The organism is Cupriavidus sp. 2TAF22, from assembly GCF_052115045.1.
In the GTDB taxonomy this organism is placed as follows: domain Bacteria; phylum Pseudomonadota; class Gammaproteobacteria; order Burkholderiales; family Burkholderiaceae; genus Cupriavidus.
Genome location: NZ_JBFRFX010000005.1, coordinates 1 through 16412 on the forward strand (window position 1 = coordinate 1; position 16412 = coordinate 16412).

A 16412-nucleotide genomic window follows, 5' to 3' on the forward strand; every position below is an offset into this window, starting at 1 on the left:
GCGAGTTGGAACCACCCCTTCCCATCCCGAACAGGACCGTGAAACGACTCCACGCCTTCCCATCCCGAACAGGACCGTGAAACGACTCCACGCCGATGATAGTGCGGATTACCCGTGTGAAAGTAGGTAATCGCCAGGCTCTCCCTTGAAACCCCTCAGTACGCACGTACTGGGGGGTTTTGCTTTTTGGGCGGCCGATTCGTAGTGACCGATCCGCAGCGACCGGTCCGCGGCTCGGAGTGATCAGTCGGAGGAGGGCCGAAACATCCGCATCCCGAACCTGGCCACGGCAACCGTGGCAGTGACCAGCGCACCGGCCAGCATGCCGGCTACCGCGTTGAGCAGCAGCGGTCCGAGCATTTCCAGGCTGCTTCCCACGCTTGGTACATCCGCCAGAACGCCGGTCACGAGATCCGTCAAATGATGCGCGCCGGGGAATCCGTGGACCAGGATCCCGCCGCCAACCAGGAACATCGCCACGGTACCCGCCACCGAGAGCGCCCGCATCAGCCAGGGCGCCATGCGCAGGATGCCGCGGCCCGCAGCGCGCGCCGCGGCCGATGAGCGCTGGTGCAGATAGAGTCCGGCGTCGTCCAGTTTGACGATGCCGGCCACCAGGCCATAGACACCTACCGTCATGATCAGGGCAATCGCCGTCAACACGGCAACCTGCGTCCCGAACGCGGCGCTCGAAACGGTGCCGAGGGAAATGACGATGATTTCAGCCGACAAGATGAAATCCGTACGCACTGCGCCGCGGATCTTCGACCTTTCGAGAGCGGTGGGGTCCGCCGTCTCCGGCGCCGGGCTTGCTGCTGTCTCCTGCCCGTCCTGATGCATGAAGCCGTGCGCAATCTTTTCGAAACCCTCGTAGCAGAGGAAGGCGCCGCCGGCCATCAGCAGCGGCACGATCGCCCACGGGATGACGGCACTGATGGCCAGCGCGGATGGTACCAAGATGGCCTTGTTGCGCAGGGATCCCTTCGCAACAGCCCAAACCACCGGCAACTCGCGTTCAGCGTTGACACCGCTGACCTGCTGGGCATTGAGGGCGAGATCGTCGCCGAGCACGCCCGCGGTCTTCTTGGCGGCCAATTTGCTCAAGGCCGCCACGTCGTCAAGCATGGTAGTGATGTCGTCGATCAGCAGAAGCAGGCTCGAGCCAGCCATATCCAGATCTCCCGGGTGGGTAGCGAGAAAGCAGATACGTCGCGCATTTGCCGCGCGCATGGAGCATACGGCGTCGTCAGAATACCGCTATTGCCTCGTTGAGCCAGGCAAATAACGCGAGTGCGTAGACGAAATGGGGAGGGGAGAGGGCGCCGGAATCGGCTTGCGATCGGGCCTGAGACAAATAACAGACCCACAAACAAAAACAGCGAGCTTCGCAGCTCGCTGTTTTTGCAATGCAATTCTGGGGTGGCTGATGGGACTCGAACCCACGACGACAGGAATCACAATCCTGGACTCTACCAACTGAGCTACAGCCACCGTCGTAGTCTTTCAGCTGAGTGCTGATCGACGAAAAACAAGATTATACAAACTTCATTCGCGGATGGCTAGTACTTCGCTCAAATTTTTTCGTGATGCCAGGGCGCCGTTGAATCGAGGGATACGCAACGCGATTTCACGCGGAGAGCTTGGGGAGATCTTCCAGTTCGAGCATGCGGCAGATGGCTGCCATGCTGCCGACCATGGTGCGGCGTTGCGCGCCCTGATAGATACGCACGCCCTTGGACTGGCGGAACGGGACGGGCTTGACGGGGCGGCGGGCGGAGAAGCGGTTGGCTGGCAGCATGGCTACACCTGGTAATTTGCAACAACAGTTGGCGGCACCCGCGGCGCGGGTGGCGTTGGCACAAACGGGTGCAGCTTGATGCGGGGCAGGCCCGCTCCAGCCGCACTTGTTGAATCGTCAGAAGGCGCCGGTACGAATCAGGCCGACGGCAATGCCTTCGAGCGAGAACTCTTCGCGGCCGGGCTCAACGATGATGCTGGCGAAGTCGGGGTTCTCTGCGATCAGTTCGATGGTGTCGCCCCGTCGGTTGAGGCGTTTGACAGTGACGTCGTCGCCGAGGCGGGCTACGACGATCTTGCCGTTGGCGGCTTCGCTGGCGCGTTTGACGGCGAGTAGGTCGCCGTCGAGGATGCCGGCGTCGCGCATGCTCAGGCCGCGGACGCGAAGGAGGTAGTCGGGCTGGACTTCGAATACCGAGGCATCGACCTGATACTGGCGGTCGATATGCTCGGCCGCAAGGATTGGGCTACCTGCGGCGACACGCCCGACCAGCGGCAGCGTCAGTTGCATCACGCCGGCCATGGGGAGGGAGAACTGGTCGGGCAGTTCCGAGTCGCTGCGCCATACCTTGAGGCGAATGCCGCGCGACGCGCCAGGCGTGAGTTCGATCACGCCTTTTCGTGCCAGGGCGCGCAGATGTTCTTCTGCGGCGTTGGGCGAGGAGAAGCCGAACTTGGCGGCGATCTCGGCACGGGTGGGCGGGAAGCCGGTGTGCTGGAGGGTGCTGCGAATCAGGTCGAAAATCTGCTGCTGTCGCGGTGTCAGGGTCGCCATGGTCGCCGTATGTGAAAGCACTGTATGTTTAAACAGTATGCTGTGATTTTATACAGTATCGAGTGAAGTGCAAGCGGAATTTTGGGAGGCTGCTCATCGACAGGCGCTTTGTCGCACGCCAGGCGGGTTGTGCTGGTCGCAAGTGTGGGGCGGTAAGCGAGTTACAATCCGCGGCACGCAAATCGCTGATTTCGTGTCTTTTGAATCCGGATTCCAACACGTCCCCCGCCATGTCCCTATTGCGTCGCGTCGTCGTGCTCGCCACCGGCGGCACCATCGCAGGTTCCTCCTCCAATCCGGCCAGTAGCGCCAAATACCAGGCGGCCACGGTGCCGGTGGCGTCCTTGCTTGGCGCGGTGCCGGCGCTCGGCAGTGTGGCCCGCATCGAGGCCGAGCAGGTCGCCCAGGTAGATAGCAAGGACATGTCGTTCGCGCTCTGGTCGAGGCTGGTCGAGCGCATCCGCTTCTGGTCCGCGCAACCCGACGTTGCCGGCATTGTCGTGACGCACGGCACCGACACGCTCGAAGAGACGGCGATGGTGTTGCACCTCGCTTGTCCCGTCGGGCTGCCCATCGTGCTGACCGCGGCCATGCGGCCTTCGACCTCGTTGTCGGCCGACGGGCCGCTGAACCTGCTCGACGCCGTGCGTGTGGCCAGCCACGCGCAGGCGGTGGGGAAGGGCGTGCTGCTGGTCATCAACCAGGAGATCCACGCCGCGCGCGACGTTGTGAAGGCGCACACGTCGGCAGTGAACGCCTTCGCTTCGCCAGCGGGCGGGCCGGTCGGTTATGTGCAGGATGACTTCGTGGGCTTCACGCGCGCCCCGGCGCGGTTGCCGGCCGCGGCCATGCCGATGCCGCAGGCCTGGCCCAAGGTGGAGATTCTCGCCAGCTATGCGGAGCCGGGCCGGGTGGTCGTCGACGCGCTGGTCGGGGCGGGCGTGAACGGTCTTGTCGTGGCGGCCGCGGGCAACGGCTCGATCCACCAGTCGCTGGCCGAGGCATTGGCCGAGGCGGCCGCGGCCGGCGTGGCGGTCGTGCGCAGTTCGCGCACCGGTGCGGGTCATGTGGCGATTCCGGTGGCGCCGCGGCCGGCGTCCGGTGTTTTCGTTGCGGCCGGCAACCTGAATCCTTATAAGGCACGCGTGCTCCTGCTGTTTGCCCTGGCGGGGACTCCCGCGCTGGCGTCCGATCCGGTCGCGCTGCAGGCGCTGTTCGCGGGGAGTTGAAGCGACTTGCCGAGTAAGGCGAAAGCGCGCTATACTTTAAGGCTATCCAACCTTGCCGCACCGGACATGGCGCCCGGGTGGCTTATCCAAAAGGAGCGTCAATGCGTCATTACGAAATCGTATTTATCGTCCATCCGGACCAGAGTGAACAAGTTCCGGCCATGATCGAGCGTTACAAGACGCTGGTCACGTCGCAGGAAGGCCAGATCCACCGCGTGGAAGACTGGGGCCGCCGTCAGATGGCCTACATGATCCAGAAGCTGGCCAAGGCTCACTACGTTTGCCTGAACATCGAATGCGGCAAGGAAACCCTGGCTGAACTCGAACACGCGTTCAAGTTCAACGACGCGGTGCTGCGCCACCTCATCGTTCAGACCAAGAAGGCCGAAACCGCACCGTCCCCGATGATGAAGGAAGTGCAGCGCGAAGAAGCCCGCAAGGCCGCGCAACAGACCAGCGAAGCCCCGGCCGCGTAAGTGCGGACCGTTGCGGTTGCCGCAGACGCTGAGTACGTGAGGCGTCGCGGCGGCGCGGGCGGGCATGGGTACAGGCATCGGGAAGGGAGGCAGCGTTGAACCAGTTAAGGCTCTGCGCAACCCTCGCCGAACGCGATGCCTTGCGCTACACCCCGGCAGGCGTCCCCGTCGTCAACTGCATCTTGCAGTACGCGGGCCAGACCGTCGAGGCGCAAACGCCCAGGCAGGTGGAATTTGCCATCGCCGCCATGGGAATCGGCCAGGTTGGGCAACGGCTCGAGCGTACCCCGCTCGGCGCGATGCTCGACTGCGAAGGATTCCTCGCTCGCAAGCACCGCAACAGCAAGGCTCTCGTCTTTCACATCACTGGATGTAAAGCATTCGAAAAGGATTGAATCATGGCATTCGTCAAACGTGACAACAAGAACAAGAAGCGCTTCCAACAGCAGAACCCGCTGTTCAAGCGCAAGCGCTTCTGCCGCTTCACCGTGGCTGGCGTGGAACAGATCGACTACAAGGATCTGGACACCCTGAAGGATTTCATCGGCGACAACGGCAAGATCACGCCGGCCCGCCTGACCGGTACCAAGGCTCACTATCAGCGTCAGCTCGATACGGCCATCAAGCGCGCGCGTTTCCTCGCGCTGATGCCCTACACCGACCTGCACAAGAACTGATCGGCCCTAGGTCCGTCAAGGAGAAAACACGATGCAAATCATTCTGCTGGAAAAAGTCATCAACCTGGGCAACCTGGGTGACATCGTTCGCGTGAAGGACGGCTACGCCCGTAACTTCCTGATCCCGAACAAGAAGGCCCGCCGTGCGACCCAGACCGCCATCAGCGAGTTCGAAGTCAAGCGCGCCGAGCTGGAAAAGGCCGCCGCCGAGAAGCTGGCCGCTGCGCAAGCCGAAGGCGAAAAGCTGAACGGCCTGACCGTGCAGATCACCCAGAAGTCGGGTGTGGACGGCCGCCTGTTCGGTTCGGTCACCAACGCCGACATCGCCGAAGCCCTGGAAGGCCAAGGCTTCAAGATCGAGAAGGCGCAAGTGCGCCTGCCGAACGGCCCGCTGAAGGTCGTTGGCGATCATCCGGTCAGCGTTTCGCTGCACACGGACGTGCTGGTCGATGTGACCATCGCCGTCCTGGGCGAGCACGTCTAAGACCGGATTCGATGCCACCGCGGGCCCCGCTCAGGGGCTGGCGGCGGGCATCGATTGCTGGCAACAACAAAAAAGGCAGGGGCCAAGCGCTCCTGCCTTTTTTGCTTTGGGCTTCATTGCGACAGGCTGGTCGTCCCGCCGTCACTTCATCGCGGACGATGGCTGACAGCCGCGATTTCTCCTGCGACGGGGGCCCGGCCACCGTTATAATCCCTCCCCATGAACGCGCCCGTCGCAGACCCCCAACTAGATAATCTCAAGGTTCCACCACACTCCATCGAGGCCGAGCAATCGGTACTCGGTGGCCTGTTGCTGGACAACGCCGCCTGGGACCGTATCGCCGATTTCCTGTCCGAAGCGGACTTCTATCGCTTCGATCACCGGATGATCTTCCAGAGCATCTCCCGGCTGATCGCTGCTACCAAGCCTGCCGACGTCATCACCGTCTACGAGGTGTTGCAGGGAGCCGGCAAGGCGGAGGAGGTGGGCGGACTGGCCTACCTGAATTCGCTGGCGCAGAACACGCCCAGCGCAGCCAATATCCGCCGCTATGCGGAGATCGTGCGCGAGCGCTCTGTGCTGCGCAAGCTGGTCACCGTGGCCGACGACATCGCCACCGCCGCGTTCGCGCCCAAGGGGCGCGAAGTGCGGGAACTGCTCGATGAGGCCGAATCCAAGGTCTTCGCCATCGCCGAGGAAGGCTCGCGCGGGCAGAAGGGCTTCCAGGAGATCCAGCCGCTGCTGACCCAGGTGGTGGAGCGCATCGACGAGCTGTACCACCGGGATTCCAGCACCGATGTGACCGGCGTACCGACCGGCTTTATCGACCTGGACCGCATGACCAGCGGCATGCAGGCCGGCGACCTGATCATCGTTGCGGGCCGGCCCTCGATGGGCAAGACCGCGTTCTCGCTGAACATCGGCGAGCATGTGGCGGTGGAGCAGGGCCTGCCGGTGGCGGTGTTCTCCATGGAAATGGCGGGCACGCAGCTGGCCATGCGTATGCTCGGCTCGGTGGGCCGGCTGGACCAGCACCGCCTGCGTACCGGCCGCCTGCTCGACGAAGACTGGCCGCGCCTGACGCATGCCATCCAGCGCATGAACGATGCCCAGCTGTTCATCGACGAAACCCCGGCGCTGAGCTCGATGGAGCTGCGCGCCCGGTCACGCCGGCTGGCGCGCCAGTGCGGCCAGCTCGGCCTGATCATCATCGACTACCTGCAGCTGATGTCGGGCTCGGGCGGCGGTGAAAACCGCGCCACCGAGATCTCGGAAATCTCGCGTTCGCTCAAGGGCCTGGCCAAGGAGCTCAACTGCCCCGTGATTGCGCTGTCGCAGTTGAACCGAAGCCTGGAACAGCGCCCCAACAAGCGGCCGGTGATGTCCGACTTGCGCGAATCCGGCGCTATCGAACAGGATGCCGACGTGATCCTGTTCATCTACCGCGACGAGGTCTACAACCCGGACTCGCAGGACAAGGGCACGTCGGAAATCATCATCGGCAAGCAGCGTAACGGCCCGATCGGGACCGTGCGGCTGACATTCCTGGGCCAGTTCACGAAGTTCGACAACTTCAGCGGCGGCCCCGCCTTCTTCGACAACGACAACTGAAGCCCAGGCCCGGCGCGGCTTGCCGGGCAGCCGGCGCCGCCGGGAAGGCGGATCGCCGGCGCCGCACATCAAAGAGGCGCGGCTTCGCCCCACATGCCTGTAAAATATTGCGTTTTGATGACAGCCGCCGCGAGGCGGCTGTCATTCAATGCACGACTGGCTGATCCAGCAACCCACTCAGCAACAACCAGCGGCGCTAACGCGTCGTGACAAGGAACAACCCATGTTCGGCCGATTCATGCCCACGGAGGGCAAGTTCTTCGAATACTTCAACCAGCATGCCGATTGCGCGGTGACCGCCGCCCGCGAGCTGGAAGTGCTGGTCAACGACCTGCCCAATGCCGAGGCACACGCGCGCCGCGTCCAGGCCACCGAAAAGAAGGCCGACCGCATCACGCACGACACCATCGACCTGCTGCACAAGACCTTCATCACGCCGCTGGACCGCGATGAGATCCACAAGCTCATCACCACCATGGACGACATCCTCGACCTGATGGAAGACGTGGCGGAGACCATCTCGCTGTACGACGTGACCAGCCTGACCGACGAAGCGCGCAAGCTGGCCTCGATCTGCGTGCAGTGCTGCGACCAGGTCAAGATCGCGGTCGGGCTGCTCGAAGACATGAGCAATGCCAGCGCCATCCTCAAGACGGCGCAGCAGATCGACCAGCTCGAGTCCGAGGCGGACCGCGTGATGCGCTCGGCCATGTCGAAGCTGTTCCGCGACGAGACCGACGTGAAACGGCTGATCAAGCTCAAGGCCATCTACGAGCAACTGGAAACCATCACCGACAAGTGCGAGGACGTCGCCAACATCATCGAAGGCATCGTCCTGGAAAACGCCTGAGGCACGAATCGGCATGCAGACCATACAAATGAGCTTGTGGGTGATCGCCTTGCTGGTGGGCCTCGCCTTGCTGTTCGACTTCATGAACGGCTTCCACGATGCCGCCAACTCGATCGCCACGGTGGTATCGACGGGCGTGCTCAAGCCGCACCACGCCGTGGCCATGGCCGCCATGTGCAATGTGGTGGCCATCTTCATCTTCCACCTCAAGGTGGCGGCCACGGTGGGAACGGGCACCATCGACGTCCATATCGTCGACCACCACGTCATCTTCGGCGCATTGGTCGGCGCCATCGCCTGGAACCTGATCACCTGGTACTACGGCATTCCCTCGTCGTCGTCGCACGCGCTGATCGGCGGGCTGGTGGGCGCCGCGGTGGCCAAGGGCGGCACCAGCGCGCTGGTGGGCGGTGGCCTGGCGAAGACCGTTGCGTTCATCGTGATCTCCCCGCTGCTGGGCTTCGTGCTCGGTTCGCTGATGATGGTGATCGTGGCCTGGACTTTCTTCCGCACGCCGCCGTCCCGCGTGGACCGCTGGTTCCGCCGGCTGCAGCTGATCTCGGCCTCGCTCTATAGCCTGGGCCACGGCGGCAACGATGCGCAGAAAACCATCGGCATCATCTGGATGCTGCTGATCGCCAGCGGCCATGTGGCGCAGGGCGGCGGCGAACCGCCGGTGTGGGTCATCGTCAGTTGCTACGTGGCGATCGGCATGGGCACCATGTTCGGTGGCTGGCGCATCGTGCGCACCATGGGCCAGAAGATCACCAAGCTCAAGCCGGTGGGCGGCTTCTGCGCCGAGACCGGCGGGGCGATCACGCTGTTCATCGCTTCGGCGCTGGGCGTGCCGGTCTCCACCACCCACACCATCACCGGCGCCATCGTCGGCGTAGGTTCGGTGCAGAAGGCTTCGGCCGTGCGCTGGGGCGTGGCCGGCAATATCGTCTGGGCCTGGGTGCTGACCATTCCTGCGTCTGCCTTCATGGCGGCGATTGCATGGTGGATCGGCTTGCACGTGCTCTGAGGCGACATCCCGCTGTCGGCACTGCCCCAAAAAAACCAGGCGTCATGCCTGGTTTTTTGTTGGGCGCGGGATGCCCGGCACGCCGAACCTAGCGATTGGCGAAGGCGGCGATGGGGTCGTCGTCCCCGGCCGGCGGGGCGGCAGGAGCCTCCGGCGTCGGCAATTGCGGCTGAGGCCGCGCGGGCATCGGTGGCGGGACGGCCGCGCTGGCCACGCGCCGGGCGCCGTTGTAGCGCGACGCCCAATAGGATTTGCCCATGTCCTCCAGGCGCACGGTGCCGCCGGTGGACGGCGCGTGCACGAAGCGGTTCTGGCCGACGTAGATGCCGACGTGCGAGTTGGCGCGGCCGGTGGTGTTGAAGAACACCAGGTCGCCCGAGGCTACCTGGCCGCGATCCAGCGCCACGCCGCGCTCGCCCATTGCCTCGGTGGTGCGCGGCAGGCTGACGTTGGCGGCGCGCAGCACCACGTAGCGCACCAGGCCGCTGCAGTCGAAGCCGGAGTCGGGCGTGTTGCCGCCATAGCGGTAGGGCGTGCCGACCAGGGACATGGCCTGGATGGAGACTTCCTCGAGCCCGGCGCTGGGGTCCACCATGGGGGTGCCGCCAGGGCGGGTCTGGCCGGCGTTGCGGGTCGGCGGCGCGGAGGCGCAGGCGGCCAGCACAAGCGCGGCTGCGCACAGCAAGGGCAGGCGGGCCCGGCAGGCAACGCGCGCCGGTAATGATACGGGCCCGGGTTCGGGTGACTTGGCTGTCTGGCCTGTCTGGCGCGTTGGCATTCTTGTTCTGATCGATTGCGGGCCGGGCGCCAAGCACCGCGCAGACAGCCGCGCAACAGCCGCGAAAGCAGCCGTCCGGTGGCACCGCTTACCAGCGCAACTGCGCGTTGTACGTGCCGGTGCTCACATTGACCGACTTGGCCTGACCCTTATAAGTCGCTTCGATATTGTAGCTGCCTTGCGGGGCCTTGATCAGGCACTTCGGCCCGGCCGCCGTGAAGCTGGCAACTTCGTGGCCTTCGCGCATCATGCGCACGGCCACGTCGGCCAGGAATTCGCCGCGTTCGCCCTGGGTGAAGAGCACGCCCATATTGAAATTCTTCTGCTGCGCGGCGAGCTGCTGCTGCTCGTCCGCGGCAATGCCGCCGCACACATAGCTGACCGGCCCCATGGTGCGGATCACCATTTCGTCCGCGGCGAGGGCGGAGCCGCATGGCAGGGAAAGTGCCGCAAGGGCAAGGCCGCCGGCCAGGGCAAGCCGCGCCCTGACCTTGTTCCTGGCATGCGCCAGGCGAGGATGCTGGGTATCCATTCAAGTGCCTCCGTCGATCCAGAGCCAAGATGAAAAAGCGCCCGCCAGGCGCCGGCACGCAGGGTGCCGAACTTGGCGGGCGCTCCGGTTACCTTGATGCTAGGCCACGCCGGCAGACAATGCTGCCGGGCGCGGTCCTACACGGGAAGCGGGCTTGCCGGCTTGGTGCAACGCCTACAGGACATCCGCGGCATGGTCCGCCAGGCGCGAGCGCTCGCCGCGCGCCAGCGTGACGTGGCCGCTATGGCTCCATCCCTTGAAGCGGTCGACGACGTAGGTGAGCCCGGACGATCCTTCGGTGAGGTAGGGCGTATCGATCTGCGCGATATTGCCCAGGCAGATGATCTTGGTGCCCGGGCCCGCACGCGTCACCAGCGTCTTCATCTGCTTCGGCGTCAGGTTCTGCGCCTCGTCGATGATGACGAACTTGTTGACGAAGGTACGGCCGCGCATGAAGTTCATGCTCTTGACCTTGATGCGCGAACGGATCAGTTCCTGGGTGGCGGCGCGGCCCCATTCGCCGGCGCTGTCGTCGCTCTTCTGCAGCACCTCGAGGTTATCGTCGAATGCGCCCATCCAGGGCTGCATCTTCTCTTCCTCGGTGCCGGGCAGGAAGCCGATATCCTCGCCGACCGGCACGGTGGCGCGGGTGACGATGATCTCGTTGTAGAGCTTCTGGTCCAGCACCTGCTCCAGGCCCGCCGCCAGCGCCAGCAGGGTCTTGCCGGTGCCGGCCTGGCCCAGCAGCGTGACGAAGTCGATCTCCGGATGCATCAGCAGGTTGAGCGCGAAGTTCTGCTCGCGGTTGCGCGCGGTCACGCTCCACACATTGTTCTTGTGGTGCGTGTAGTCCTTGAGCGTCTGCAGCAGCGCGGTCTTGCCGTTGATCTCCTTGACCTGGGCGTACAGCGGCAGGCTGCCGTCGCTGGGCTCCAGGTAGACGAACTGGTTGACCAGGAACGAGGGCACCAGCGGTCCGGTCAGGCGATAGAACATCGCGCCGGACTTCGGATCCTGCCAGCTCTCCACGCCCTTGCCGTGCTTGGCCCAGAAGTCGTTGGGCAGGATCATCACGCCCGAGTAGAGCAGGTCCTTGTCCTCGAGGACCTGGTCGTTGAAGTAGTCCTCGGCGGGCAGCCCCAGGGCGCGGGCCTTGATGCGCATATTGATGTCTTTCGACACCAGCACGACCTGGCGGTCCGGAAACTGCTGCTGCAGCGCGCTGACCACGCCCAGGATCTGGTTGTCGGCCTTGCCTTGCGGCAGGCCGTCGGGCAGCTTGATCTCGTTGAGCTTGGTCTGCAGGAACAGCTTGCCCTGCRCATCGCGGTTGCCGAGCTTGGCCAGCGGCATGCCGTCGTCGAGCACGCCGTCGGTGCCCCCCACCAGCGCGTCGAGGGTACGGCTGACGGTGCGCGCGTTGCGCGCGACTTCGCTCATGCCCTTCTTGTGGTTGTCCAGCTCCTCGAGCGTCATCATCGGCAGATAGACGTCATGCTCTTCGAAGCGGAACAGCGAGGTCGGGTCGTGCATCAGCACGTTGGTGTCCAGCACGAACAGCTTGGCCGGGCCAGTGTGTTTGGGTGCGCGGCGGCTGGTGGTGCCGGCGGCGGTCTTGGCCGGGGTCTTCGGCACCGAGGCCAGGGTCGGCACGGGCGTCAGCGGCGTCGGCGCGTCCTTGTTGCGCGCTCGCGTGGTGCCGCCGATGCGGGTCTCGACGCCCGAGGCGTCTTGCGCCGTGCTGTTTCCGGTTTCCAGCAAGGCCACGCGCTCCAGCGCCGGCACAGGTTTCTTGGCCTGTGTCGCTGATCTGGCCTTGGGCAGCTTGGTCACCGGGGCGAATTCACTCGGGTCAAGCAATTGAGCAGGCTTGGCGGGCATGGTCGGCAGCGGCATGCTTGGCTTTCCTTTCAGGGGGAGAAGACGGCTGGAAAACGGCGCAGGGCACGAGTGCGGCCGCGCTGGGCCGCGAAGTTGCCGATCGTGTCCTGTGCGTACAAACAAAAAAGCCGCCAGACCTGTGCAGCAGGTTTGACGGCTTTCTTGCGGACCGGAGACACGGCAGGTCCGCTACCGGCCCGGGGCTCGAGGCGCCTGGGCCGGGACGATGAAACAGCGTGGCATCCGGATTCTGAACTCATTACGGATCAATGTATCCGAACGATTTCTGTTTTGCAATCGCTGGCAGGACCCGGGGGCCAAGGTGTTGCTGCGGCGATCCAGCCGCCGCCCCGAAGGGCGTTTGCGCTCAGAGATCCCGCACGATCTGCAGGACCTCGTCCACATGGTTGGGCACCTTGATGCCGCGCATGGCGTGGCGCAGGATGCCCTTGCCGTCGATGATGAAGGTGCTGCGCTCGATGCCGCGCACTTCCTTGCCATACATCTTTTTCATCTTGATGACATCGAACTGATTGCAGACGGCTTCGTCGCCGTCCGAGATCAGCTCGAAGGGGAGCTCCAGCTTGGCCTTGAAGTTGTCGTGCGACTTCATGCTGTCGCGCGAGATGCCGTACACCGCCGCGCCGGCCTTGACGAAGTCGTCGTGTTGGTCGCGGAAGTTCATGGCTTCGGTGGTGCAACCCGGCGTATTGTCCTTGGGGTAGAAATACAGCACCACGGTCTTGCCGCGCTGCCCGGCAAGGCGGAAAGCGCCGCCGGTGGCGGGCGCGCTGAAGTCGGATACGGCCTGGTCGAGACTGACTGTCATTCTTATGGCTCCTGGGAGGGGCAGGAAGGGGGCGGCTGCATGAGTGCTGCCACCATGGTGGCGGCAGATGGGGGCTGCCCGGCAAACTTCAAGCGTGGCGCCCGCGTAACTTGTCGTTTCGTCCCTGGGCGGGCGCATGGCGCCGGGCCGGCCTCAGGCCGGGTCTTCGAGCAGCAGCACGGCCGCCACCTTGCGGCCTTCCGCCATCAGGATGTTGTAGGTACGGCATGCGGCCTGCAGGTCCATGGCGTCGACCCCTACATGCCGGCGCGCCAGCGAGGCGGTCAGGCGCGGGTGCGGGAAGCGCAGGCGGCTGCCGGTGCCGAGCAGCACCACTTCGGGTGCGTGCTCGAGCAGCCCCTCGAAATGGGCCGGCTCGAGGTCTTCGAAGTGCCGTACCGGCCATGGCCGGACCTCGCCTTCGGGCATGACCAGCACGGAGTCCGTGTAGCGCACCATGTTGATTTCGATATAGCCGGGCCCGTAGGCGGTCACCGTATTGAGGGCATTGGGCTGGTCAGCGTGGAGTTTCAAGGGGAAACCTTTCGGGGCGGCGCCGGCGCGGGCGCGGCGGCGGGGCCGGGCCGCGCGGGGCGGGTTGAGGGCAGTGTCGGTGGCAGCGGGCGGGTACTGCAGGCCGGCCGGCAGGGCAGGCCGCGCCGCGCGCGGCGGCTGCCGGCGGCATACGCTGCAATGCAAGAATCCCTGCCGAAGTCTGTCATAATCCGATAAATTATAGCTTTTGCCTCCCTGCCTGCCACGTTTTGCGTTGCATTGCAGCGGACAGGCGCTCGCGGACCGCTCCTTCCCACCCAGATTCTCTAGCCAGCCGCCGTTCACCCGGCGGCCCTTGCCTCCTGCCGACATCGCCGTGAAACCGATCCAGAAATCCAACAAGCTCAACAATGTTTGCTACGACATCCGCGGCCCGGTGCTGGAGAAGGCCAAGCAGATGGAAGAGGAAGGACACAAGATCATCAAGCTGAACATCGGCAACCTGGCCGTGTTCGGTTTCGACGCGCCGGAAGAGATCCAGCAGGACATGATGCGCAACCTGCCCAATTCGGCGGGCTATTCGGATTCCAAGGGCATCTTCGCCGCGCGCAAGGCGATCATGCACTACACGCAGCAGAAGAACATCGAAGGCGTGGGGCTGGACGACATCTACGTGGGCAACGGCGCCTCGGAGCTGATCGTGATGTCGATGAACGCGCTGCTCAACAGCGGCGACGAAGTGCTGGTGCCGGCGCCGGATTATCCGCTGTGGACCGCCGCGGTGAGCCTCTCGGGCGGTACCCCGGTCCACTACGTATGCGACGAGGCCAACGAGTGGATGCCCGACCTCGACGACATCCGCGCCAAGATCACGCCCAATACCAAGGCCATTGTCGTCATCAACCCGAACAACCCCACCGGGGCGCTGTATTCGGACGAACTGCTCAAGAGCATCGTGACGATCGCGCGCGAGCACGGCCTGATCATCTTCGCCGACGAGATCTACGACAAGGTACTCTACGACGGGCACACCCACACGTCGATCGCCGCCTTGTCGACCGACGTGCTGACGGTGACCTTCAACGGCCTGTCCAAGAACTACCGCTCCTGCGGCTACCGTGCCGGCTGGATGATCGTGTCGGGCGACAAGCGTCCGGCGCTGGACTATATCGAGGGGCTCAACATGCTGTCCTCGATGCGCCTGTGCGCCAACGTGCCCGGCCAGTGGGCCATCCAGACCGCGCTGGGCGGCTACCAGAGCATCAACGACCTGGTGGCCGAAGGCGGCCGCCTGCGCCGCCAGCGCGACCTGGCGCACGAGCTGATCACGCAGATCCCGGGTGTCACCTGCGTCAAGCCCAAGGCCGCGCTATACCTGTTCCCGAAGCTCGACCTGTCGATGTATCCGATCCAGGACGACCAGGAGTTCATCTACGAACTGCTGCAGGAATCCAAGGTGCTGCTGGTACAGGGCACGGGCTTCAACTGGGACAAGCCGGACCACTTCCGGATCGTTTTCCTGCCGCACGAGGAAGACCTGCGCGAGGCCATCGGCCGCGTAGGCCGCTTCCTGGAGGCATACCGCAAGCGCCACGGCCTCGCGGCCTGAGCCGGCGCGCGGCGCAATTCATTTTTCCGCAACTCTGAGTCAGATCGTCCATGAATCCCATCAAAGTAGGCCTGCTTGGCATCGGTACCGTCGGTAGCGGCACGTTCAACGTGTTGCAGCGCAACCAGGAAGAAATCCGCCGCCGCGCAGGACGCGGCATCGAGATCGCCATGGTCGCCGACCTCAACACCGAACGCGCCCGCGAGCTGACCGGTGGGCAGGTCGAGGTGGTGGCCGACGCGCACCAGGTCGTCACCCGTCCCGAGATCGACATCGTCATCGAACTGATCGGCGGCTACGGCATCGCGCGCGAGCTGGTGCTCAAGGCCATCGAGAACGGCAAGCACGTGGTCACCGCCAACAAGGCGCTGCTGGCCGTGCACGGCAACGAGATCTTCGAGGCCGCGCGCAAGAAGGGCGTGATCGTGGCCTTCGAAGCCGCGGTGGCCGGCGGCATCCCCATCATCAAGGCGCTGCGCGAAGGCCTGACCGCCAACCGCATCGAGTGGATCGCCGGCATCATCAACGGCACCACCAACTTCATCCTGTCGGAGATGCGCGACAAGGGCCTGGACTTCGACACCGTGCTCAAGCAAGCCCAGGCGCTGGGCTATGCCGAGGCCGATCCCACCTTCGACATCGAAGGCATCGACGCCGCCCACAAGATCACGCTGATGAGCTCGATCGCCTTCGGCATGCCGGTGCAGTTCGACAAGGCCTATGTGGAAGGCATCACCAAGCTGTCGGCCGTGGATATCCGCTATGCCGAAGAGCTGGGCTACCGCATCAAGCTGCTGGGCCTGACGCGCCGCCGCGAAAACGGCATCGAGCTGCGCGTGCACCCGACCCTGGTGCCGACCAAGCGCCTGATCGCCAATGTGGAAGGCGCCATGAACGCCGTGCTGGTGCAGGGCGACGCCGTCGGCGCCACGCTGTACTACGGCAAGGGCGCCGGCGCCGAGCCGACCGCTTCGGCCGTGATCGCCGACCTGGTCGACGTGACCCGCCTGCACACCGCCGACCCCGAGCACCGCGTGCCGCACCTGGCGTTCCAGCCGGACGAACTCTCCAGCGTGCCGGTGCTGCCGATCGAGGAAGTCACCAGCTCGTACTACCTGCGCATGCGCGTGGCGGACGAGACCGGCGTGCTGGCCGACATCACCCGCATCCTGGCCGACGCCGGCATCTCCATCGATGCCATGCTGCAGAAGGAATCGCGCGAGGGCGAGCCGCAGACCGACATCATCATGCTGTCGCACCTCACGCGCGAGAAGCAGGTCAATGCCGCCATCGCCAAGATCGAGGCACTCCCCACCGTGCTGTCCGCGGTCACGCGCCTGCGCATGGAAGAACTGAACTGAGCGA

Annotated in this window: 18 protein-coding genes, 1 tRNA gene and 1 rRNA gene; 11 read left to right on the forward strand and 9 right to left on the reverse strand. The window is 64.5% G+C overall.

Features of this window, described 5'->3' with window-relative positions; all coding sequences use genetic code 11:
• Window positions 1-139: ribosomal RNA gene (gene rrf, locus AB4Z48_RS07755) — 5S ribosomal RNA — on the forward strand; the annotation flags it as partial.
• 104 nt (window positions 140-243) lie between these two features.
• Here the strand turns inward: rrf and AB4Z48_RS07760 are convergent.
• The 4 genes from AB4Z48_RS07760 to lexA form a co-directional block, all read right to left on the reverse strand.
• Window positions 244-1170, reverse strand: a complete 927-nt coding sequence (locus AB4Z48_RS07760) for a DUF808 domain-containing protein (RefSeq protein WP_441613327.1) — start codon at window positions 1168-1170, stop codon at window positions 244-246.
• A gap of 245 nt (window positions 1171-1415) precedes the next feature.
• A tRNA-His gene (locus tag AB4Z48_RS07765) sits at window positions 1416-1491 on the reverse strand.
• A 136-nt stretch (window positions 1492-1627) separates the two neighbouring features.
• A complete protein-coding gene (locus tag AB4Z48_RS07770) occupies window positions 1628-1798 on the reverse strand; it encodes a hypothetical protein (protein WP_441613328.1) in 171 nt (56 codons plus the stop codon).
• Window positions 1799-1915: 117 nt separating this feature from the next.
• A complete protein-coding gene (gene lexA, locus AB4Z48_RS07775) occupies window positions 1916-2572 on the reverse strand; it encodes a transcriptional repressor LexA (protein WP_441613330.1) in 657 nt (218 codons plus the stop codon).
• 230 nt (window positions 2573-2802) lie between these two features.
• Here lexA and AB4Z48_RS07780 point away from each other — a divergent pair, with 230 nt between their 5' ends.
• The 8 genes from AB4Z48_RS07780 (at window position 2803) to AB4Z48_RS07815 (ending at window position 8923) form a co-directional block, all read left to right on the forward strand.
• Window positions 2803-3801, forward strand: a complete 999-nt coding sequence (locus AB4Z48_RS07780) for an asparaginase (RefSeq protein WP_441613331.1) — start codon at window positions 2803-2805, stop codon at window positions 3799-3801.
• Window positions 3802-3902: 101 nt separating this feature from the next.
• A complete protein-coding gene (gene rpsF, locus AB4Z48_RS07785) occupies window positions 3903-4277 on the forward strand; it encodes a 30S ribosomal protein S6 (protein WP_441613332.1) in 375 nt (124 codons plus the stop codon).
• Between the two features lie 95 nt (window positions 4278-4372).
• On the forward strand, window positions 4373-4672 hold the full coding sequence (priB, locus tag AB4Z48_RS07790) for a primosomal replication protein N (protein ID WP_441613333.1): 300 nt from the start codon (window positions 4373-4375) through the stop codon (window positions 4670-4672).
• Between the two features lie 3 nt (window positions 4673-4675).
• Complete coding sequence (gene rpsR / locus AB4Z48_RS07795) at window positions 4676-4954, forward strand: 30S ribosomal protein S18 (protein ID WP_006163606.1); 279 nt, start codon at window positions 4676-4678, stop codon at window positions 4952-4954.
• A gap of 31 nt (window positions 4955-4985) precedes the next feature.
• Window positions 4986-5438: a 50S ribosomal protein L9 gene (rplI, locus tag AB4Z48_RS07800; protein WP_441613334.1), complete on the forward strand. Its 453-nt coding sequence runs from the start codon at window positions 4986-4988 to the stop codon at window positions 5436-5438.
• A 219-nt stretch (window positions 5439-5657) separates the two neighbouring features.
• Window positions 5658-7049, forward strand: a complete 1392-nt coding sequence (locus AB4Z48_RS07805; protein WP_441613335.1) for a replicative DNA helicase — start codon at window positions 5658-5660, stop codon at window positions 7047-7049.
• A gap of 223 nt (window positions 7050-7272) precedes the next feature.
• Window positions 7273-7899: a DUF47 domain-containing protein gene (locus tag AB4Z48_RS07810; protein ID WP_441613336.1), complete on the forward strand. Its 627-nt coding sequence runs from the start codon at window positions 7273-7275 to the stop codon at window positions 7897-7899.
• Between the two features lie 13 nt (window positions 7900-7912).
• Window positions 7913-8923 carry an anion permease gene (locus AB4Z48_RS07815; protein ID WP_441613338.1) on the forward strand — a complete coding sequence of 337 codons (1011 nt, stop codon included), beginning with the start codon at window positions 7913-7915 and terminating at the stop codon, window positions 8921-8923.
• Between the two features lie 88 nt (window positions 8924-9011).
• On the opposite strand, the gene AB4Z48_RS07820 is transcribed toward AB4Z48_RS07815, so the two are convergent.
• The 5 genes from AB4Z48_RS07820 to AB4Z48_RS07840 form a co-directional block, all read right to left on the reverse strand.
• Complete coding sequence (locus tag AB4Z48_RS07820; protein WP_441613339.1) at window positions 9012-9701, reverse strand: C40 family peptidase; 690 nt, start codon at window positions 9699-9701, stop codon at window positions 9012-9014.
• Window positions 9702-9789: 88 nt separating this feature from the next.
• The gene (locus AB4Z48_RS07825; RefSeq protein ID WP_441613340.1) at window positions 9790-10233 is read right to left on the reverse strand and encodes a hypothetical protein; all 444 of its coding nucleotides are present in this window, start codon (window positions 10231-10233) and stop codon (window positions 9790-9792) included.
• Between the two features lie 174 nt (window positions 10234-10407).
• A complete protein-coding gene (locus tag AB4Z48_RS07830) occupies window positions 10408-12129 on the reverse strand; it encodes a PhoH family protein (protein WP_441613341.1) in 1722 nt (573 codons plus the stop codon).
• Between the two features lie 352 nt (window positions 12130-12481).
• Window positions 12482-12943, reverse strand: coding sequence for a peroxiredoxin (locus AB4Z48_RS07835; protein WP_441613342.1), 462 nt, complete (start codon window positions 12941-12943; stop codon window positions 12482-12484).
• 153 nt (window positions 12944-13096) lie between these two features.
• Entirely contained in the window at window positions 13097-13477 is a 381-nt protein-coding gene (locus tag AB4Z48_RS07840) for an Mth938-like domain-containing protein (RefSeq protein WP_441613343.1), read from the reverse strand.
• Between the two features lie 337 nt (window positions 13478-13814).
• Between AB4Z48_RS07840 and AB4Z48_RS07845 the strand changes: the two genes are divergently transcribed.
• Together AB4Z48_RS07845 and AB4Z48_RS07850 are read left to right on the forward strand one after the other, a co-directional pair.
• The gene (locus tag AB4Z48_RS07845; protein ID WP_441613344.1) at window positions 13815-15047 is read left to right on the forward strand and encodes a pyridoxal phosphate-dependent aminotransferase; all 1233 of its coding nucleotides are present in this window, start codon (window positions 13815-13817) and stop codon (window positions 15045-15047) included.
• A gap of 50 nt (window positions 15048-15097) precedes the next feature.
• Window positions 15098-16408 (forward strand): homoserine dehydrogenase, encoded by a 1311-nt coding sequence (locus AB4Z48_RS07850; RefSeq protein ID WP_441613345.1) that lies wholly within the window; start codon window positions 15098-15100, stop codon window positions 16406-16408.
• Window positions 16409-16412 lie beyond the last annotated feature (4 nt).